At 75.1% G+C, this 18,632-nt stretch carries 22 protein-coding genes; 9 read left to right on the top strand and 13 right to left on the bottom strand.

All coding sequences use genetic code 11. The features are described from left to right. Nucleotides 1-27: 27 nt before the first annotated feature. Nucleotides 28-1,011 carry an aldo/keto reductase gene (locus tag TK50_RS12520; protein ID WP_043962902.1) on the top strand — a complete coding sequence of 328 codons (984 nt, stop codon included), beginning with the start codon at nt 28-30 and terminating at the stop codon, nt 1,009-1,011. Between the two features lie 108 nt (nt 1,012-1,119). After that, a complete protein-coding gene (locus tag TK50_RS12515; protein ID WP_043962901.1) occupies nt 1,120-1,317 on the top strand; it encodes a hypothetical protein in 198 nt (65 codons plus the stop codon). A 163-nt stretch (nt 1,318-1,480) separates the two neighbouring features. Here the strand turns inward: TK50_RS12515 and TK50_RS12510 are convergent, their stop codons facing one another. From TK50_RS12510 to TK50_RS12480, 7 genes are all read right to left on the bottom strand, one after another. Continuing rightward, a complete protein-coding gene (locus TK50_RS12510; RefSeq protein ID WP_007075740.1) occupies nt 1,481-1,684 on the bottom strand; it encodes a cold-shock protein in 204 nt (67 codons plus the stop codon). 292 nt (nt 1,685-1,976) lie between these two features. Continuing rightward, entirely contained in the window at nt 1,977-2,249 is a 273-nt protein-coding gene (locus tag TK50_RS12505; RefSeq protein ID WP_043962900.1) for a DUF4235 domain-containing protein, read from the bottom strand. Then, nucleotides 2,246-2,602 (bottom strand): DUF3618 domain-containing protein, encoded by a 357-nt coding sequence (locus TK50_RS12500; RefSeq protein ID WP_043962899.1) that lies wholly within the window; start codon nt 2,600-2,602, stop codon nt 2,246-2,248. The genes TK50_RS12505 and TK50_RS12500 overlap by 4 nt, the downstream gene beginning before the upstream one ends. Next, nucleotides 2,599-3,033: a phage holin family protein gene (locus TK50_RS12495; RefSeq protein ID WP_043962898.1), complete on the bottom strand. Its 435-nt coding sequence runs from the start codon at nt 3,031-3,033 to the stop codon at nt 2,599-2,601. Before TK50_RS12495 ends, TK50_RS12500 begins: the two co-directional genes overlap by 4 nt. Nucleotides 3,034-3,242: 209 nt before the next feature. After that, nucleotides 3,243-4,502 (bottom strand): mechanosensitive ion channel family protein, encoded by a 1,260-nt coding sequence (locus TK50_RS12490; protein WP_043962897.1) that lies wholly within the window; start codon nt 4,500-4,502, stop codon nt 3,243-3,245. 108 nt (nt 4,503-4,610) lie between these two features. After that, a complete protein-coding gene (locus TK50_RS12485; RefSeq protein WP_043962896.1) occupies nt 4,611-5,435 on the bottom strand; it encodes a DUF1206 domain-containing protein in 825 nt (274 codons plus the stop codon). Between the two features lie 63 nt (nt 5,436-5,498). Next, nucleotides 5,499-5,864, bottom strand: coding sequence for a hypothetical protein (locus TK50_RS12480; protein ID WP_043962895.1), 366 nt, complete (start codon nt 5,862-5,864; stop codon nt 5,499-5,501). 179 nt (nt 5,865-6,043) lie between these two features. Here TK50_RS12480 and TK50_RS12475 point away from each other — a divergent pair, with 179 nt between their 5' ends. Continuing rightward, nucleotides 6,044-6,331, top strand: a complete 288-nt coding sequence (locus tag TK50_RS12475; RefSeq protein ID WP_043962894.1) for a GNAT family N-acetyltransferase — start codon at nt 6,044-6,046, stop codon at nt 6,329-6,331. A 30-nt stretch (nt 6,332-6,361) separates the two neighbouring features. On the opposite strand, the gene TK50_RS12470 is transcribed toward TK50_RS12475, so the two are convergent. After that, a complete protein-coding gene (locus TK50_RS12470) occupies nt 6,362-7,939 on the bottom strand; it encodes a glycoside hydrolase family 3 protein (RefSeq protein ID WP_043962893.1) in 1,578 nt (525 codons plus the stop codon). A gap of 147 nt (nt 7,940-8,086) precedes the next feature. Here TK50_RS12470 and TK50_RS35420 point away from each other — a divergent pair, with 147 nt between their 5' ends. The 4 genes from TK50_RS35420 to TK50_RS12455 all read left to right on the top strand — a co-directional run bounded on the left by TK50_RS35420 (nt 8,087) and on the right by TK50_RS12455 (nt 11,575). Further along, the gene (locus tag TK50_RS35420; protein WP_255699930.1) at nt 8,087-8,212 is read left to right on the top strand and encodes a hypothetical protein; all 126 of its coding nucleotides are present in this window, start codon (nt 8,087-8,089) and stop codon (nt 8,210-8,212) included. 146 nt (nt 8,213-8,358) lie between these two features. Further along, nucleotides 8,359-9,309 (top strand): TIGR03557 family F420-dependent LLM class oxidoreductase, encoded by a 951-nt coding sequence (locus tag TK50_RS12465; protein ID WP_043962892.1) that lies wholly within the window; start codon nt 8,359-8,361, stop codon nt 9,307-9,309. Nucleotides 9,310-9,355: 46 nt separating this feature from the next. Continuing rightward, the gene (locus TK50_RS12460; RefSeq protein ID WP_043962891.1) at nt 9,356-10,987 is read left to right on the top strand and encodes a RecQ family ATP-dependent DNA helicase; all 1,632 of its coding nucleotides are present in this window, start codon (nt 9,356-9,358) and stop codon (nt 10,985-10,987) included. Between the two features lie 84 nt (nt 10,988-11,071). Further along, the gene (locus TK50_RS12455; protein ID WP_043962890.1) at nt 11,072-11,575 is read left to right on the top strand and encodes a hypothetical protein; all 504 of its coding nucleotides are present in this window, start codon (nt 11,072-11,074) and stop codon (nt 11,573-11,575) included. A gap of 94 nt (nt 11,576-11,669) precedes the next feature. Here TK50_RS12455 and TK50_RS12450 read toward each other — a convergent pair whose 3' ends face one another. Next, entirely contained in the window at nt 11,670-12,536 is an 867-nt protein-coding gene (locus TK50_RS12450) for an aldo/keto reductase family oxidoreductase (RefSeq protein ID WP_063838565.1), read from the bottom strand. A gap of 138 nt (nt 12,537-12,674) precedes the next feature. Between TK50_RS12450 and TK50_RS12445 the strand changes: the two genes are divergently transcribed. Together TK50_RS12445 and TK50_RS12440 are read left to right on the top strand one after the other, a co-directional pair. Further along, nucleotides 12,675-13,118, top strand: coding sequence for a winged helix-turn-helix transcriptional regulator (locus tag TK50_RS12445; protein ID WP_043962889.1), 444 nt, complete (start codon nt 12,675-12,677; stop codon nt 13,116-13,118). 165 nt (nt 13,119-13,283) lie between these two features. Next, nucleotides 13,284-14,279 (top strand): helix-turn-helix domain-containing protein, encoded by a 996-nt coding sequence (locus TK50_RS12440; protein ID WP_052503706.1) that lies wholly within the window; start codon nt 13,284-13,286, stop codon nt 14,277-14,279. 230 nt (nt 14,280-14,509) lie between these two features. On the opposite strand, the gene TK50_RS12435 is transcribed toward TK50_RS12440, so the two are convergent. The 4 genes from TK50_RS12435 to TK50_RS12420 are packed head-to-tail and all read right to left on the bottom strand — an operon-like array spanning nt 14,510 to nt 18,630. Beyond that, nucleotides 14,510-15,493, bottom strand: a complete 984-nt coding sequence (locus TK50_RS12435; protein WP_043962887.1) for a DNA topoisomerase IB — start codon at nt 15,491-15,493, stop codon at nt 14,510-14,512. Next, complete coding sequence (locus TK50_RS12430; RefSeq protein WP_043962886.1) at nt 15,477-16,451, bottom strand: glycosyltransferase family 9 protein; 975 nt, start codon at nt 16,449-16,451, stop codon at nt 15,477-15,479. Before TK50_RS12430 ends, TK50_RS12435 begins: the two co-directional genes overlap by 17 nt. Next, entirely contained in the window at nt 16,448-17,149 is a 702-nt protein-coding gene (locus TK50_RS12425; RefSeq protein ID WP_043962885.1) for an SDR family oxidoreductase, read from the bottom strand. The genes TK50_RS12430 and TK50_RS12425 overlap by 4 nt, the downstream gene beginning before the upstream one ends. Next, a complete protein-coding gene (locus TK50_RS12420) occupies nt 17,146-18,630 on the bottom strand; it encodes a PfkB family carbohydrate kinase (protein ID WP_043962884.1) in 1,485 nt (494 codons plus the stop codon). The genes TK50_RS12425 and TK50_RS12420 overlap by 4 nt, the downstream gene beginning before the upstream one ends. Nucleotides 18,631-18,632 lie beyond the last annotated feature (2 nt).

Here is an 18,632-nt window from a genome sequence, read left to right as displayed (position 1 = left end):
GGACAAGCCGATCACTAGGCTCGGGGCATGGAGCAGCGCACCTTCACCCGGCTCGGACGGCACGTCGGCGTGGTCGGGCTCGGCGCCTGGCAGCTCGGCGCGGACTGGGGGCGGGTCGACGAGGCCGACGCGATGGCCGTCCTGGCCGCCGCCGTGGACTCGGGCGTCACGTTCGTCGACACCGCCGACGTCTACGGCGACGGGCGCAGCGAGCAGTTCATCGGGCGGTTCCTGCGGTCCCGCCCCGACGCGGGGCTGACCGTGGCGACGAAGATGGGCCGCCGGGTCGAACAGCGGCCGGAGGCGTACACGGCGGAGAACTTCCGGGCCTGGACCGACCGGTCCCGGGCCAACCTCGGCGTGGACACCCTCGACCTGGTCCAGCTGCACTGCCCGCCCACCGCCGTGTTCGCCGACGACCGGGTCTTCGACGCCCTCGACGCCCTCGTCGCCGACGGGCGCATCGCCGCGTACGGGGTCAGCGTCGAGACCTGCGACCAGGCGCTCACCGCGATCGCCCGGCCCGGCGTGGCGAGCGTCCAGATCATCCTGAACGCGCTGCGCCTCAAGCCCCTCGACCGGGTGCTGCCGGCCGCCTCGGCCGCCGGGGTCGGCATCATCGCGCGGGTGCCGCTGGCCAGCGGCCTGCTCTCCGGCCGGTACGACGAGCACACCACCTTCGCCCCCGACGACCACCGCACCTACAACCGGCACGGCGAGTCGTTCGACGTCGGGGAGACGTTCTCCGGGGTGGACTTCGGCACGGGGCTGGCCGCCGTGCGCCGGCTCGCCCCGCTGGTCGGCACGGGCCGCACCATGGCCCAGTTCGCGCTGCGCTGGGTGCTCGACCAGCCCGGCGTCACGGTGGTCATCCCCGGTGCCCGCGACGCCGAGCAGGCCCGGCGCAACGCCGCCACGGCCGGCCTCGCGCCGCTCACGCCCGACGAGCTGGCCGCCGTGCGGGACACCTACGACGAGTTGATCCGGCCGCAGGTGCACGACCGGTGGTGACCCGCCCGGCAGCGGTGCTCGCGCACCGCGGTGACGACGCGGATGCTGGAACGACGCGCATGCTGGACCGGGCCGGCGGGCCCGCCCGGTGAGCGGAGGGGGGACGCGATGAAGGGGTGGCTCCGGCTCACCCTCGGCCTGCTCGCGGTGGTCGTCGGCGCCGTCTGGACGGTGCAGGGCCTCGGCTACGTCGGCGGGAGCATGATGACCGACCAGCGGATCTGGGCACTGCTCGGCCCGGTGCTGGTCCTGATCGGACTCGCGACCCTCTGGTACGGCCTGCGCGCCCGACGCCGCCGTCCCTGACCGCCGGCCCGCGGTGGTGGGGAGGCGGTCGCGACCCGGGTGCCGGCGGGATCGCCCCGGGGTGGGGCGGACACGTGAAAAGCCCCGCATCCCGAACGGGACACGGGGCTTGACTTGATCCGGGTCGGATCATCCCCTCGGCCGGCGGGCCGGCCACGGCTGCTCAGATCGGGCGGACCTGCTCAGCCTGCGGGCCCTTCTGACCCTGGGCGATCTCGAACTCCACCCGCTGGTTCTCCTCCAGCGTGCGGTAGCCGCTGGTCTGGATGGCCGAGAAGTGGACGAACACGTCAGCACCCCCGCCGTCGACGGTGATGAAGCCGAAGCCCTTGTCTGCGTTGAACCACTTCACGGTTCCCTGCGCCATGTGTATCTCCTTCTAAAACTGGCGGCCGAGCACGCCGTGCGGCCGATTGGCCGTTTTCGAGCAGCGGCGCCTGAGGCGGCCCCCTGTGCAGGAGACTTCTCTCAACCCACGCTGTCTCGCAACAGCGTGGAACAGCAAACCACGTAGCGAAAACTCTGCACAGCCTACCGGACGAAATTCTTCGACATGTGACCTGAAGGACGCCCGAATTCCGACCTCCCGGGCCCTTCCCGCACGCACGAAGGCCCCCTTCCCGGTCACCCGGGAAGGGGGCCCACGCTGTCTTGGCTGGTCAGTCGGGCCAGCGGCCGGTCAGCCGGCGCACGCCCACCGCGCCACCCCGGTCGACGGCCGCGCGTACCACGGAGAAGATCGCGCCCTGGAGGGCGGCGGCGGCGAGGATCTCGCCCCAGCCGCGGTCCTCGTCGGTCGCGCTCGGTGCCTCGCCGTCGCCGGCCGTCACCTTCCAGACCTGCCGGAAGATCACGCCCGCGACCGCACCGGCGGCCAACCCCATCAACACCCCGACAGGCTTGTACGCGGCCCTGCCGATGCCCTTGCTCACCTGCGCCTCCCCCGGACGATCAACAGCACGATCATGGTAGCCACCGCGCCGGCGGCGACCGCCGCCCACGGCACCGGGCTGCGGCCCAGCTCCGCACCGGAGGCGGCCCGCTCCCGGGCGGCCTCGGCGCCCTGGGCAGCCTGCCCGCGCACCCGGGCCACGGTCTGCGCGGCCTGCTCCCGCATCCGCCCCCTGGCCTGCTCGGCGGAGGAGCGCAGCCGGGCCTTCACGTCGGCCTTCGCGGCCAGCGCCTCCATCGTCTCGCCGAGCTCCACCCGGGTACGCCGGATCTCCTCGCGCAGCGCCTCCGTGTCTCCCGTGCCGTTCGTGCCGTTGCTCGCGCCGCCCGTCATGCCCGTCCCCTGTCCTTCACCGCGGCGGTGACGGTGTCCACGTCCGCCCGGACGCTGCGCACCGCCGCCGCCGGAACCGGCGGGACCGCCTGGCCGACCTGCTTCTTGCCGACCAGGGCGAGGATCCCGGCCGCCAGGAAGAGCACCACCGCGACGATCAACGCGGCCGCCCAGGCCGGCACGACCAGCGCCAGCAGCAGGATCGCGGCGGCGATCAGCGCGCCCAGGCCGTAGAGAGCCAGTGCGCCGCCGCCGCCGAAGAGGCCGATCCCGATGCCAGCGTGCTTGCCCTTCTGGGTCAGCTCCGCCCGGGCCAGGGCCAGCTCGTCGCGGACGAGTCGGGAGACCTGCTCCGTGGCCCGCTGCACGAGTTCGGCGGTGGACGGCTCGCTCCCGGTCCGCGACGTGCGGTGATTCGCGACGTCAGCCATGCTGTCCTCCTTTCGTCATCACCGCGCTGTATGCCCGGAGTCGCCGCCCGTCAATCCTGCGCGGGGCGGCCAGTCGCACTGACCGCGCCGCGCAGCAGTCCCCGGGAGACGGCCGTTCAAACCCCGCCCGGACCCCGCGACGGGCGGCCGGCCTCCCGCCGGTTCAACGCCCCGCCGCCGGGACAGGACACGTCGCGCCGTGCACGCCGTCAGCGCGGGGCGGCGGCGTGGTTGTCGGACGAGGCTGCGCCGTGGTTGTCGGCCGGGGCCGGGGCGTCCGGGCGGGCGGCGGACTCGTCCGGGCCCACGAACGCCTCGCTGCGGGCCGCGCCGTCGTCGCTGCCGCCGAAGACCCGGGCGTCGTCGGGCACGTCCGCCTCGGCGCGGCGGCGTGCCGGGCGGCGGGGCTGCACCGCCTGCCAGGGCAGCGCGCCGGACGCGTCGCCGACCTCGGCGCGCATCCGGGGCAGCGCGGTCGGGCGGTGGTCCCGCACCCAGCCGACCAGGTGCTCCCGCACCAGGCAGCGCAGGTCCCACAGGCTGCCGGCGTTCGCCGCGCTGACCAGCGCCCGCACCTTGATCAGGCCGCCCGTGGCGTCGGTGACCTGCAGGACGCAGACCCGGCCGTCCCACAGCTCGCTGCCCTCCACCAGCCGGCGCAGCTCCTCCCGCATCGCCTGCACGTTGATCGACCAGTCGACGTCGAACTCGGCGGTGCCCAGCACCGCCGCCTCCGTGCGGGTCCAGTTCTGGAAGGGCTTGCTGGTGAAGTACGAGGTGGGCAGGATCAGCCGGCGGTCGTCCCAGATCTGCACGACGACGTAGCTGAGGGTCAGCTCCTCGATGCGGCCCCACTCCCCCTCGACGACCACCACGTCGTCGAGGCGTACCGCGTCGCTGAAGGCGAGCTGGAGGCCGGCGAAGACGTTGCCGAGCAGGCTCTGCGCGGCGAGCGCGGCCACCACACCGACCACGCCGGCCGAGGTCAGCACGCCGGCCCCGACGCCCCGGACGCTCGGGAAGGTCATCAGCATCACGCCGACGGCGAGGATCACGATCACCGCGATGGTCAGCCGGCGCAGCATCACCACCTGGGTACGCACGCGGCGGGCGTGCCGGTTGTCCGGCACGTCGACCCGGAACCGGGCCAGGGCGACGTCCTCGACCACCACCAGCAGCGAGGCGACCAGCCACGACAGGGTGGCGATGATGCCGAGCACCAGCGCGTGCAGCACCACCTGCCGCCACGGTGTGCCGACGGCGTAGCCGGTGGAGAACCGGACGGCGAACTGCACGGCGAGCACGGTCGCGGCGACCTGGAACGGACGGTGCGCGTGGTCGGTCAGCTCGGTCATCAGCAACGAACGTCGGCCGAGCCGACGGGTCGTCCGGTGCACCACCTCGGCCAGGAAAAGGGCGATCGCCGCCGCAGCGAGCGCGGCGACGATCGTCATGAGGTAGCTCTGCACGGGTGTCTCTCCCCCTTCAGCGGGTCCCTCGATCCGGGCAAAGGCCCAATGGTGCCCGCTGTCCGCCGTGTCGGCCAAGCCGGGCCGAGACCGGCCGGGCCAGGACGATCACACCTTGCGGTACCGGGACTGGAGGAAGCAGTACACGCCGAAGCAGGCGATGCCGAGGGCGACCAGGGCGAGCAGGAACGGGCCGTACGACTGGTCGCGCAGGGTGCGCAGCGCGGCGTCGAGGCCGCGGGCCTTCTCCGGGTCGTAGTTGACCGCGGCGACGACCACCAGCAGGCCGGCGATGCCGTACGCGACGCCCTTGGCGATGTAGCCGGCCGTGCCGAGGCGCAGGGCCAGGGTCTGGGTGTGCGCGTCCATCTCGCCGGTCTTGAGGTGCTTGCGGAACTTCTTCTTCCAGCCGTAGATCACCAGGCCGACGCCGATCGCGGCGAGCACCAGCCCGGCCAGGCCGACCAGCAGCCGACCGCCGCCGGACTCCATCAGCTTGCCGGTGAGGGCCTCCTGCTGGTCGGCACCGCTCGACCCGGCGTTGGAGAAGACCTTCCAGGCGGTCCAGGCGAAGTAGAGGTAGACGAGGGTACGGGCGGCGGAGGCGATCCGCTCGAAGAGCCGCTCCCGGCCACGCTCGGCGCGGTGCCCGACGGCGGCCTCCAGCGCCTGCCAGATCGCCATGGCGAGCATGCCGACGGCGATCGCGACGCAGAGGAACTTGCCCATCGGCTGCTCGGCCAGGGTGCTCAGCGCACCGGTCTGGTCGCCGTCCTTGCCGCCCGAGTCGCCGAAGGCGATCTGCAGGGCGAGCCAGGCGAACAGCAGGTGCACGACGCCGTAGCCGATGAAACCGGCCCGGGCGAGTAGTTCGAGCCACCGGCTGTTCGCGGCCTGCGAGGCGGTGGCTTCGGCGTTTCGGGTGAGTGACATGGCGCCTCAATCTCCGATTGCGGAGATCCCCAAACGTCGGCCACCGCCCGCGCGGTGCCCCGGCTAGCCGTTGGGGTTGCGCGACACGCGGATCTTGACCTGCTCGTCGGTGACGCTGTCCAGGGTGACCGCGAAGCCGCCGACCTCGGTGGCCTGCTGGCCCACGGTCAGCGACAACTGCTCGCCGGCGACCTCGACGGTCACCTGGTCGCCCTGGGCGCCGACCAGCTTGGCCTCGACGCCGAGGATGGTGGCGCTGGCCTCGACGCCCCGGTCGAAGGTCACCGTGCAGGCGTCCAGGCCGCAGTCGGTGGAGGCGCCCTCGGAGCTGCATCCGGCGAGCAGGGCGACGCCGAGTGCCAGGCTGGCCAGCAGGCCGGCGGCGCGGCGGGTGGGGGTGGACGGGGAGGTACCGCGTCGGTTCGTCACGCGATCAAGGGTACGAGACCCCCGCGACCCGCCCGGCGTGCAAGGAAGGGCCCTTGTCAACGCTTCCGGTGGAGAAGGGCGCCCTTCTCCACCCCGCACCGGCGGCAGGCCGCCCGCCGCCGGGAGCGGAGTGGGGGTGAACTGGACCGGCCGGCGGGTGGCGGGGGCAGAATGGCCGGGTGAGCTTCCTGGTCGAGGACAATCCCGCCCGCCACCGCTTCGAGATCCTGGTCGACGACGCGCTGGCCGGGTTCACCGCGTACCTGCCCCGGGGCGAGGTGCTGATCTTCACCCACACCGAGGTCGACGCGAAGTTCCAGAACATGGGTGTCGGGGCGGCGCTGATGCGGGCCACCCTGGACCAGGTCCGCGAGCGCGGCGGCCGGGTGGTGCCGAGGTGCCCGTTCATGGCGGCCTTCATCGAGCGCCACCCCGAGTACGCGGACCTGGTCACCCCCGCCCCCTGACGGCCGCAACGGCACCTGATCCCGCCGGGCTCAGCCGACCACGGGCTCGGCCACGCCGGCCAGCGGCATCGCGGCGACGCGTCCCGTGCCGGCCAGCAGTTCGGCGGCGGCCAGGGCACCGGCCCGGGTCGCGCCGTGGGTGGCGACGTGCACGGCGCCCGTGACGAGGGCCGGCACGCCCAGCTCGACCACCACCGCGTCCGGGCGGGCGACGAGGGCCCGGGCCACGGCGGCGCGCATCCAGTCGTGCCGGTGCAGGTCGCGGACGACCAGCACCAGCGGCCGGCCGGCGGCCCCGCCGACAGCACCGGCAGGAGCACCGTCGACCGCCCCTGCGGGGACGTCGCCGAGATCGTCCGCGCCGAGGCGGACCGCGGTGGTGCCCGGGAGCAGGGCGGCCAGCGGGGCGGCGATCCCCCACGGGGTCTCCGCGCCGATGGCGATGTTGCGGGGCGGCTCGAACTCGACCACGTGCGGGGCCCCGGCCAGCGGCAGGGCCCCGGCGGCGCTCGCCGTGACCCGTACGGCGCGGCGGGCGGCGGCCAGCCCGATCGGGGAGCCGCCGGGCGTGACGGTGGGGCGGGACGGGGCGTCGGCCCGGGCGGCCACCGTCCAGGCCGCGAGCTGGCCGACCCGCTTGGCCGCCTCGGCCAGCCGTTGTTCGGGCAGCTCGCCGGAGACGACGGCGGCGACGATCGCGTCGCGCAGCTCGCGGGCGGCGTCCTCGTCGGCGCGTTCACCGCCGACGCAGATCGCGTCCGCTCCGGCGGCGAGGGCGCGGACCGCCGCGCCGGCGAAGCCGTACCGGTCGGCGACCGCCCGCATCTCCACCGCGTCGGTGACGATCACGCCCGAGAAGCCCAGTTCCTCGCGGAGCAGGCCGCCGAGGATGCGGGGGCTGAGGGTGGCCGGCAGCCGCGGGTCGAGCGCCGGCACGAGGAGGTGGCCGGTCATCACCGCCTGCACCCCGGCCGCCACGGCGGCCCGGAACGGCACCAGTTCGGCGGCGTCGAGCTGTGCGCGGCTGCCGCCGATGCGGGGCAGGTCGTGGTGGGAGTCGACGCGGGTGTCGCCGTGGCCGGGGAAGTGCTTGGCGCAGGCGGCGACGCCGCCGGACTGGAGGCCGCGTACCCAGGCGGCGGTGTGCCGGGCGACGAGGTCCGGGTCGGCGCCGAAGGCGCGTACCCCGATCACGGGGTTGGCGGGGTTGGAGTTGACGTCGGCGTCCGGGGCGTAGTCGAGGGTGACCCCGACGGACGCCAGCTCGCGGCCCAGGTCGCGGGCGACCTCGGCGGTCAACTGCGGGTCGTCGACGGCGCCGAGGGCGAAGTTGCCGGGCCGGGAGCTGCCCCGGCCGGACTCGATGCGGGTGACGTCGCCGGCCTCCTCGTCGATGGCGACGATCACGTCGGGGCGCTCGGCGCGCAGCGCGGCGGTGAGCGCGGCGACCTGGTCGAGGTCGACGATGTTGCGGGCGAAGAGCACCACCGAGCCGAGCCCGTCGCCGAGCCACCGCAGGACCCACGGCGGCGGGGTGGTGCCGACGAATCCGGGTTGCAGGACGGCGGCCGCCAGGCTCGCCAGGTTCCCCGTCGGTGCGCTGCTCATGCGGCTGCCGTACCCCCGTCTTGTGCCGTGTCGGACCGGCCGCGGGCCGCGGCGGTGCTGCCATGGTCACACCACCGCCAGCAAATAGTCAATAAACCTTACTGTTACCGTCTGGCGCGGTCCGGCCCTTCGTGGGAGAGTTCCCACATGCCTGTCCCGCCGCTCGCCGACGCCAGCAGCGCGGCCGACGTGCCCGGCGTCCGCCTGCTCGGCCTGATCGTCGGCGGCCTCCTGCTGCTCGCCGCGATCCGGGCCATGTTCGGCCGGCGCTGACCCCACGGCCGCCGCCCGGCCGCCGGGCGGCACCGGCCCGCCGCCACGGCCGCCGCCCCGCCGCGCCGGGTTCACCCCGCGACCCGTGGGGTACGGCGGTGTCGTGCCGCCGGTGCGCCGCGCACCGGGCACGGCGAGGGGGAACGATGCGGATCGGCTACTTCCTGTCCAGCGAGGAGCTGACCCCGGCGCAACTGCTGGGGCAGGCCCGGGGTGCCGAGCGGGCCGGCTTCGAGGCGCTGTGGATCTCCGACCACTACCATCCGTGGACGGACGCCCAGGGCCAGAGCCCGTTCGTCTGGTCGATGATCGGGGCGCTCAGCCAGGTCTGCTCGCTGCCCGTCACCACGGCCGTGACCTGCCCGACGGTGCGCATCCACCCGGCGGTGCTCGCCCAGGCCGCAGCGACCAGCGCCGTGCTGCACCAGGGGCGGTTCGTCCTCGGGGTGGGCTCCGGCGAGGCCCTCAACGAGCACATCTTCGGCGACGCCTGGCCGCAGGCCGACGTACGGCTGGAGATGCTGGAGGAGGCCGTCGAGGTGATGCGCGAGCTGTGGCGGGGCGGGTTCGTCAACCACCACGGCCGGCACTACACCGTCGAGCACGCCCGCCTCTACACCCTGCCCGACGCTCCCCCGCCGGTCTACGTCTCCGGTTTCGGCCCGAAGGCCGTCGACCTGGCCGCCCGCATCGGCGACGGGTACGTCAGCACGTCGCCCGACGCCGACCTGGTCCGCCGGTTCCGCGCCGGCGGCGGCGGCGACAAGCCGTGCCAGGCCGGCTTCAAGGCGGCGTACGCCGACAGCGAGGACGCCGGCGCGGCGATCGCGTACGAGCGGTGGCCCAACGCCGGCGTGCCGGGCGAACTGTCCCAGGTGCTGCCCTCGCCCCGGCACTTCGAGCAGGCCGGGCAGCTCGTGCGGCCGGAGATGATGAAGGAGTCGTTCGTGTGCGGCGACAGCGCCGACGCGCACCTGGAGATGATCGACCGGTACGCGCAGGCCGGCTTCGACGAGGTCTACGTGGCCAACACCGGCCCGCACCACGAGGGGCTGTTCGAGCTCTACCGCACCTCCGTGCTCCCCCGGCTGCGCTGAGCCGCCGGGTTTCGGGGGTGATCGGGTCGGGTACCTCCGGCCCTCGATGAAGCTGTCCACGCACTCCATGACGTTGCGCCGCGCGGCGCGGAGCCTCTTCGGCTGGAAAGCGCTGCGGCCCAACCAGCTCGCCGCCATGCGCGCGGTGATGAAGCGACGCGACGCCCTGGTGGTGCTGCCCACCGGCGCCGGCAAGTCGGCGATCTACCAGATCCCGGCCAGCCTGATCCCCGGCCCGACCGTGGTGATCTCCCCACTGCTCGCCCTCCAGCAGGACCAGATCGCGGCCCTCAACGAGCGCCGCCGCCCCGAGCTGCGGGCGGTGCGGATCAGCTCGGACGAGACGCCCGCCCAGCAGGCGGAGGCGATCGAGGAGGTCCGCGCGGGCCGGGCCGAGTTCCTGTTCATCACGCCGGAGCAGTTGGCCAACCCCGACCGGATGGCCGAGGTCAGGTCGCTCAAGCCGGCGCTCGTGGCGATCGACGAGGCGCACTGCATCTCGGCCTGGGGGCACGACTTCCGCCCCGACTACCTGGCGCTGGGGCACCTCATCGAGGGCATCGGCCGGCCCCCGGTGGTCGCCCTGACCGCCACGGCCTCCCCGCCGGTACGCGACGACATCGTCGCCCGGCTGCGGCTGCGCGACGCCGAGGTGGTCGTGTCCGGGCTGGACCGGCCGAACCTGTTCCTGGAGGTCGCGCACTGCCCCACCGAGGACTACCGGTGGCGGCGGCTGCTCGCCCTGCTGCGCGAGGACAGGCGCCCCGGGATCATCTACGTGCCGACCCGGCGGGCGGCCGAGGAGCTGGCCGCCCGGCTCACCGACGCCGGCTTCCCGGCCGAGTTCTACCATGGCGGGATGCCCGCCGGGGCACGCGGCGAGCTGCACGAGGCGTTCCTCGCCGACCGGGTGCCCATCATGGTGGCCACCTCGGCGTTCGGCATGGGCATCGACAAGCCGAACATCGCCTGGGTGGTGCACATGGCGCTGCCGGACTCGCCGGACAGCTACTTCCAGGAGATCGGCCGGGCCGGGCGCGACGGGGAGCCGGCCCGGGTGCTGCTGCTGTGGCAGGCCGAGGACGTCGGCCTGCAACGCTTCTTCAGCGGCGGCCTGCCGGACGCCACCGAGCTGCGCGACCTGGCGGCCCTGCTGCGGCGCAAGCCGGCCACCAAGAAGGAGCTGCGGGAGGCGACGGGCCTGGGGCCGCGCAAGCTGGGCCAGTATCTCGCCCTGCTGGAGCAGGTCGGTGCCGCCGAGCCCCGGTCGCGGCAGCGCATCGGCGCGCCCCGGTACTCGCCGACGCCGGTCGAGGCCGGCGACGCGGCGCGGGCCGAGGCGGAACGCCAGCAGACCGTCACCCGGTCGCGGACGGACATGATGCGGGCCTTCGCCGAGACGACCGGCTGCCGGGGGCAGGCGCTGCTGGCGTACTTCGGTGAGCAGATGACGAAGGTCTGCGGGCACTGCGACAACTGCCTCGCCGGCACCAGCGTCGCCGACGACGGCGCGAGCGGGCCGTTCCCGGTGCACAGCCAGGTGCGCCACCCCGAGTGGGGACCCGGCATGGTGCTCAGCTACGAGGAGGACCGGATGACGGTGCTCTTCGAGGAGGTCGGGTACAAGACGCTGTCGGTGCGCGTGGTGTCCGAACAGGGCCTGTTGACCCTCGACTAGCCTGAGCCGGGCCGACAGGCCACGGCACCGGGACGGACCACCGTGCCCACGGCACAGAGATGGAACGACGAGAGGAGCGCGGTCGTGATCGAGCAGCCGGCGTACACCGGGTTCGGTTTCTCCGACGAGGAGTGGGGGCTGCTGGTCGGCCTGCCGCAGTCGGTGCTGACCGCGGCGAGCGCCGCCGAGCACGACAGCGCCCGCCGCACCATGGCCGAGAACGCGGCCGGGCTGGAGAGCATCGCCACGGGCCGCGAGTCGGGCAGCCCGCTCGTGGCCGCCGTGGCGGGCGAGATCGTGTCCCGGGTGGGCGACCCGGAGGCCGGCGAGGAGCTGCCGGTGATCGCGCCGGCCGACCCGCGTGCGGTGATCGAGGACGTGCTGAACCGGGCGGCCTCGGCGGCCCGGCTGCTGGCCGAGAAGGTCGACGAGGGCGAGGCCGGCGCCTACAAGCACTGGCTCGTGGAGATCGCCGAGCACGTGGTGAGCGCGGCGTCCAGCGGCGGGATCCTGGGCCTCGGCGGCGACGTGGTGAGCGACTCCGAGCGGCGCTTCCGCGACCGGCTCTCCCAGGTCCTCAACGACTGAGCTGCCACGGGTGCTCGATCGTCTGCTGTTTCTTGAGCCGACACGCCGGTGGAGGTCTCCGGCAACAGCAGACGATCGAGCGTCCTTCCGGGGCCTAGCCGCCGACCTTGTCCAGCTCGGCCAGGTCGTCGGCGGAGAGGGCGAGGCCGGCGCCCGCGACGTTCTCCCGCAGGTGCGCGACGGACGAGGTGCCGGGGATCAGCAGGATGTTCGGTGACCGCCGCAGCAGCCAGGCCAGGGCCACCGACATGGGTGCCGCCCCCAGCCGGGCGGCCACGGCCGCGAGCGCCGAGGACTGCAGCGGGGTGAAGCCCCCGAGCGGGAAGAACGGCACGTAGGCGACGCCCTGCTCGGCGAGCGCGTCGATCAGGGCGTCGTCCTGGCGGTGCGCGAGGTTGTACATGTTCTGCACGCACACGATCGGCGCGATCGCCTGGGCTTCGGCGACCTGCTCCGGCGTCGCGTTGCTCAGCCCGAGGTGCCGGATCAGGCCCTGCTGTTGGAGCTCGACGAGCGTCTCGAACGCCTCGGCGACCGGGCCGGGCCGGGGCCCCTCGGCGTCGCCGAGCCGCAGGTTGACCAGGTCGAGCACGTCGAGCCCGAGGTTGTCGAGGTTCTCGTGCACGGACCGGCGCAGGCTCTCCGGGTCCCGGGCCGGCGGCCAGCCGCCCCGCTGGTCGCGGTTCGCGCCGACCTTGGTCACGATGTGCAGCGAGTCGGGGTACGGGTGCAGCGCCTCGCGGATCAGCCGGTTGGTGACGTGCGGCCCGTACGCGTCGGAGGTGTCGATGTGGGTGATGCCGAGGGCGACGGCCTCCCGGAGGACGGCGAGCGCGCCGTGGTGGTCGGCCGGCGGACCCATGACCCAGGGCCCGGCGAGTTGCATGGCGCCGTAGCCGAACCGGGTGACGGTCAGGTCCCCCAGCGTCCAGGTGCCACCGGGAAGGGAAGGGGACGTCAATGCTGCACCTCTGCTTTCGTGTGCTGGGTGTCGGTGCCGGGCACCGCGGATGCCGGCTCCACTCTGATCGGGTAGCTTCCTGTCCGGAAGTAGGCACCTGGAAGTGCGTAACGCACCAGCGGTGGAAGGGGCGGCCCGATGGCGACGACGACGGCGGAGCAGAAGAGGGCGCGGGCGAAGGCCGAGTATGACGCGTTCGTGGCGCAGTGTCCGAGTCGCCAGCTGCTCGACCGCATCGCGGACAAGTGGGTCACCCTGGTGCTGGCCGCGCTGGGCAGCGACGGCTCGCACCGGTTCGGCGCCGACTGCGGCGGCGACCCCCGGCCGCTGCGCTATTCGGAGCTGTCGCGCCTGCTGGCCGGCGTCAGCCAGAAGATGCTGACCCAGACGCTGCGGTCCCTCGAACGCGACGGCCTGGTCACCCGGGCCGTGACGCCGACCGTGCCCGTCACGGTCACCTACGAGCTGACCGCGCTCGGCCACTCCCTGCACCAGACGATGCGCGGCGTGAAGGGGTGGGCCGAGGCGCACATGGACGACGTGCTGGCCAACCGCGCGACGTACGACACCCGTCCCGCCTGAGGCCGCTCACGTGCGGAAAGCCCGCGCAGCTCAGGCCTGCGTACCGGCGGTCGATCACCCGGCTGACCGCCCCGACCGGTCCCCGGCGGTGCCGCGCCACCCGGCGGCACCGCTCACCGGCGCTAGCGTCGACAATGGAGGAAGGCGACGACGGGGAGGCCGGTGATGGGTGGGCTGCGCACCGAGAGACTGGACACGACCGCGCTGCCGGCGGCGGAGCGCTGGCCCTTCTTCACGGAGCTCGCCTCCCGCGCCTCGGCCCCGATGGCCATGGACAGCGAGCACACGGCGGACTTCCGGGCCGACGTCGACATCCTGACGCTGGGCGAGGTCGAGCTGTGCCGGTTCCACTACCAGTCCCTGATCGGCCTGCGCACCCCGCGCCTGATCCGGCAGGCCGACCCGGAGGTCTTCCAGGTCGCCCTCACCCTCGCCGGCAGCAGCGCCATCGACTCCGGCCGGGCCACGAACGCGATCCCGATCGGCGACCTCACCCTGGTCGACTGGGCGCGCCCCCACCGGATCGTGCACTCCGGCCACGACGCCGAGCGGGCCCAGGCCAGCGCCGTCACCGCGCTGGTGCCCCGCGCCCGCCTGCCGCTGCACCCCGACAAGGTGGGCGGGCTGACCGCCGCGCGGATGTCGGGCACGGAGGGCCCCGGGGCGCTGCTGGCCCAGCACCTGCTCCAGATCACCCGGCACCCGGAGCAGTTCCGGGCCGCCGACGCGCCCCACCTCGCCGACGTCACCCTCACCCTGATCACCATGCTGCTCGCCCGGCACCTCGACGCCGAGTCCCGGCTCCCGGCCGAGATGCGCCAGCAGGCGCTGCTCACCCAGGTCCACGACTTCATCGAGCGCCACCTCGGCGACCCCGACCTGTCGCCCCGGGCCGTCGCCGACGCCCACCACGTCGCCCTGCGCACCCTGCACCGCCTCTTCGCCGACGAGGAGGAGTCCGTCGGCGGGGCCATCCGCCGCCGCCGGCTGGAACGCTGCCGGCGGGACCTGGCCGACCCGCTGCTGCGGGACCGGCCCGTCCAGGCCATCGCCGCCCGCTGGGGCTTCCGCGACAAGGCGCACTTCAGCCGCGCCTTCCGCGCCGCGTACGGCCTCAGCCCCCGGGCCTGGCGGGAGAGCACCCGGCCGGGGCCCGGCTGACGCCGGGCGCGGCGATCGGAACCGCAGGGCCACTCCCCGCGACGGCACGGATCGTCAACCACCTGACACCCAAGGTCAACTCCCCGGCCGGTCCCTCCCAGATACTGGTTACGGGCCGGGCTCGGGGCAACCCCGTGGCGGCCCGCACGTAACGGGGGCCGTGGCGAGGCGCCCGCGACACGACGGTCGCGGGCGGCCGCCCGGTGCCGCCGAGACCGGCGGCGGGGCCCTCAGGCGTCCGCCAGCAGCTCCAGCACCCGCAGCTCCGCCTCCGCGCGGGGCGTCTCCGGCCCCACCGGGGCGACCACGCCGTCGTGGAACAGGTCCACCACCCGGGGGTCCACGTACGAGGTGCGGGCGACGGTCGCCGTGTTGCCCAGCAGTTCCGCGACCTGCCGCATCACCGCCGCCACCGCCCGGCGGCGGGCCGTCACGGAGCGGGCCGGCGCGTGCCCGGCCAGTTCGGTGGCCGCCAGGACGGTGGCGTGCCAGGTGCGGAAGTCCTTCGCGGTCATCTCGCCGCCGCTGGCATCGCGCAGGTACTCGTTGACCTCGTCGCTGCGCACGTCCCGCCAGCCCCGGCCGTCCCAGTAGCCGAACAGTCGGTCGGCGGCACGCCGGCGGCGACGCAGGTTGCTCAGCACCCGGCACAGCTGCGGGTCCTCGATGCGGCGCACCTGTTCGACGCCACCCTTGGCGGGGAACGCGAAGACCACGCAGCCGCCCCGGCTGCGCGCGTGCTCGGGGCGCAGCGTGGCCACGCCGAAGGTGGCGTCGTCGCCGACGGCGTACTGGTCGCTGCCGACGCGGAACATGCCCATGTCGAGCAGCCGGGTGACCGTGGCCAGCACCCGGTCCCGGTTCAGCCCCCGGCCGGTCAGGTCGTGGCCCACCCGCTCGCGCAGCACGGGGAGGCGCTGGGCGACCTCCAGCACGTGGTCGAACTTCGCCTCGTCGCGCTGCTGCCGCCAGCGGGGGTGGTAGAGGTACTGCTTGCGCCCGGCCGCGTCGACGCCGGTGGCCTGGATGTGGCCGTTGGGGTACGGCGAGATCCACACGTCCCGCCAGGCGGGCGGGATCACCAGGTCCCGTAGCCGGGCCAGCTCGTCGGGGTCGCGGACCGGGTCGCCGGCCGGGTCGAGGAAGAGCCAGCCCCGGCCGCGCCGCCGGCGACCGTAGCCGGGCCTGCCCGGGTCGCTACGCCGTAACCGCACCGGCAACTCGCACCGCCTGTTCCGCCTCCGCCACGGCGGCCAGCACCTCGCCGACGCCGATCGCCGCCAACACCGGATCGGTACCTACCCCGGCAGATGCGGACCAATCCCCCTCCGGCCCGCCGGGCCCCTGCTCCCCCGCCCACAGCGCCCGGTGCCACGGCCGCTCCGGCGGCGGCCCCCACTCGGTCGGCGGGACCGGGCCGAAGAGGACCACCGACGGGGTGCCGTAGCCGGTGGCGAGGTGGGCGACGCCGGTGTCGCCGCTGACCACGAGGCGGGCGTGCGCCACCAGGGCGGCCAGCCCGCCGAGGTCCGTGCGGCCGGCGAGCACCGCGTCCGGCGCGAGCCCCGCCCGACGGGCCACCCGCCCGGCCAGCGCCCGCTCGTCGGCCGACCCGGTGACCACGACCCGGTGGCCGCGCCCGGCCAACGCGCGGGCCACCGCCGCGAAGCGCCCGGCGGGCCAGCGCTTCGCCGGGATCTTGCTGCCCGGATGCACGACGCTCACCCCGGCCGGGGTCGGGCCGGCGGGCGGGCGGCGCAGGGCGAGGTCGGCGCGGTCGGCGGGGATGCCGTACCAGTGCAGCAGGCGGCACCAGCGGTCGACCTCGTGTTCGCCGGGTCGCCAGTCGGGGCCGTCGGCGTGCCCGGCGTCGGGGTTGGCGAAGGCGAGCAACCGCCGCGGCCGGGTGGCGGCGAGCAACCGGTGCGACTGCGGGCCGCGTCCGTGCAGGTTGACGGCCAGGTCCGGGGGCGGGTCGGGCCGGTCGAGGGGGGCCAGCCCGGTCGCCGGCACGAGCCGGTCGACGCCGCCGACAAGGTTGACGAGGGGGGCCAGCCAGGCAGGGGCGGCCAGGGCGAGTTCCCGGTCGGGGTGGGCGGCGCGCAGCGCGCGCAGCGCGGGCACGGCGGTGGCGAGGTCGCCGACGCCGAGGGCGCGCAGGGCGAGGATCACGGGTACGACGACTCCCGCTCGGCGCAGACGACCAGTTCGCGCACGGCGCTGCCGGGCGGCTGGGAGAGGGCGAACATGACGGCGGCGGCGGTGTCGGCGGGGTCGTTGAGGCTGGCGTCGGGGCCGGGCCGGTACTGGGCGTCGCGTTCGTCGAAGAACGCGGTGCGCATGCCGCCGGGGACGAGCAGGGTGACGCCGACCGAGCCGGCGAGTTCGGCGGCGAGGGCGCGGGTGAAGCCGACGACGCCGAACTTCGCGGCGCAGTACGCGGTGGCGTCGCTGACGGCCTTGACGCCGAGGGTGGAGGCGACGGTGACCACGTTGCCCCGGGCCGCCTCCAGCCAGGGCAGGGCGGCCCGGACGACGGCGGCGGTGGCGAGCAGGTCGACGGTGACGATGCGGTCCCAGGTGTCGCCGGGGACGTCGGCGAGCCGGCCGGGCACGTCGATGCCGGCGGCGGTGACGACGGCGTCGAGGCCGCCGGAGCGTTCGGCGAGGTGCCGGGTGGCGGCCTCGGCGGCGCGGGTGTCGGCGAGGTCGCACTCGACCCAGGGCACCCCGTCGGCCGGCGCCTGCCGGTCCAGCACCACCGGCCGGCCGCCGGCCTTCGCCACGGCGGCCACCACGGCCGCCCCCAACCCGCTGGACCCGCCCGTGACCAGTACGGTCGGCCCGGCTCCCGGTGCGCTCGCGCTCATCGTGCCCCCTTGATCGTCGTGCCGTCCACGTCGACGCCCACCCGCCGGCCCGGCGCCCGAGGCCCGCTCGCTCCGCCGGTGGCGCGGGCGGCGGCGATCATGTCGGTGGTCGAGCGCCCGTCGAGGTACGGCACGACCACCGTGTGCCCGCCCCAGCGGCGCAGCACCTCCGCCTCGGGCAGCGCCGGCTCGCCGCCGCCGGCGTAGTCGCCGCCCTTGACCCACACGTCCGGGCGCAGCCAGGTCAGCGCCGCCTCCGGGGTGGGCTCGTCGAAGACCAGCACCGCGTCGACGCAGCCCAGCGCCGCCAGGAGCCGGCTGCGGTCGCCCTGCGGCACCACCGGCCGGTCCGGGCCCTTCAGCCCGGCCACGCTCGCGTCGGAGTTGACGCAGACGACGAGGCAGTCGCCGAGCTGCCGGGCCGCCTCCAGGGTGGCCACGTGCCCGGCGTGCAGCAGGTCGAAGCAGCCGCCGGTGGCCACCACGGTCCCGCCGGCCGCGCGTACCCCGGCGACGACCTCGGCGGCGGCGGCGACCCCGATCCGGGGCCCGCCGGGGCGCGACGGCGGCGCGGCGGCGACCCGGACCGGTGCCGGCAGGGCGGCGGCCACTCCCCCCGCGGCGACGTACCCCGACGCCTCGGTGACGGCCGCCTGCACCGCCTCGGAGACCAGCGCGCCCCGGGACAGGGCGATGGCGGCGGTCGCGGCGAACCGGTCGCCCGCGCCGCAGGTGTCCCCCTCGGCGCTGGCCGGCGCGGGCACCACCAGCGGCGTGGAGCCGGCGTGGCAGAGCAGCGCCCCGTCGCCGCCCAGGGTCACGGTGACCGCGCCGGCCCGCCAGCGCCGGCGCAGTTCCTGCGCGCCCCGCGACGCGGTGGCCAGCCGGGACGCGCCCGGCGCGGCCTTCACCAGCTCGCGCACCTCGGACTCGTTCGGGGTGGCCAGGTGCACGCCCGGCACGGCGGCCGGGCCGCGCGGGTGCGGGTCCCACACCACGGGGGCCCGGGTGCCCGCGAGCGCCGCCCGCAGGGCCGGCTGGCGGGCCACCCCCCGGCCGTAGTCGCTGACCAGCACGGCGGACGCGGTGGCCAGCAGCCGCAGCACGGCCTCGCTCGGCTCCCCGGGCTCCCCGGCCGCCCCGCCCCGGTCGTGGCGCAGCAGCACCCGGCCCCGGGCGTGCAGCCGGATCTTCTCGCAGGTGGCGCCGCGCAGCGGCAGCGCGTACACCTGCACCCCGGCGGCGGCGAGCAGCTCGGCCAGCCGCGCCCCGCCCGCGTCGTCGGCGAGGGCGGTCACCAGCGCGACCTCGGCGCCCTGCGCCGCCGCGAAGACCGCCGCGAGGCCGGCCCCGCCGGGCCGGTCGACGGCCGTGGACTCGTCGAGGACCGGTACCGGCGAGTCCGGGCACAGCCGGTTCACCACCCCCTCGACGTCCCGGTCGAGCAGGATGTCACCGACCACCACCACGGGTCCCGTCATCA

Source organism: Micromonospora haikouensis (assembly GCF_000876225.1).
Classification (GTDB): Bacteria; Actinomycetota; Actinomycetes; order Mycobacteriales; family Micromonosporaceae; genus Micromonospora; species Micromonospora haikouensis.
Note: the sequence above shows the minus strand (reverse complement) of the source record. Positions and strands in the feature narration are given on the sequence as shown.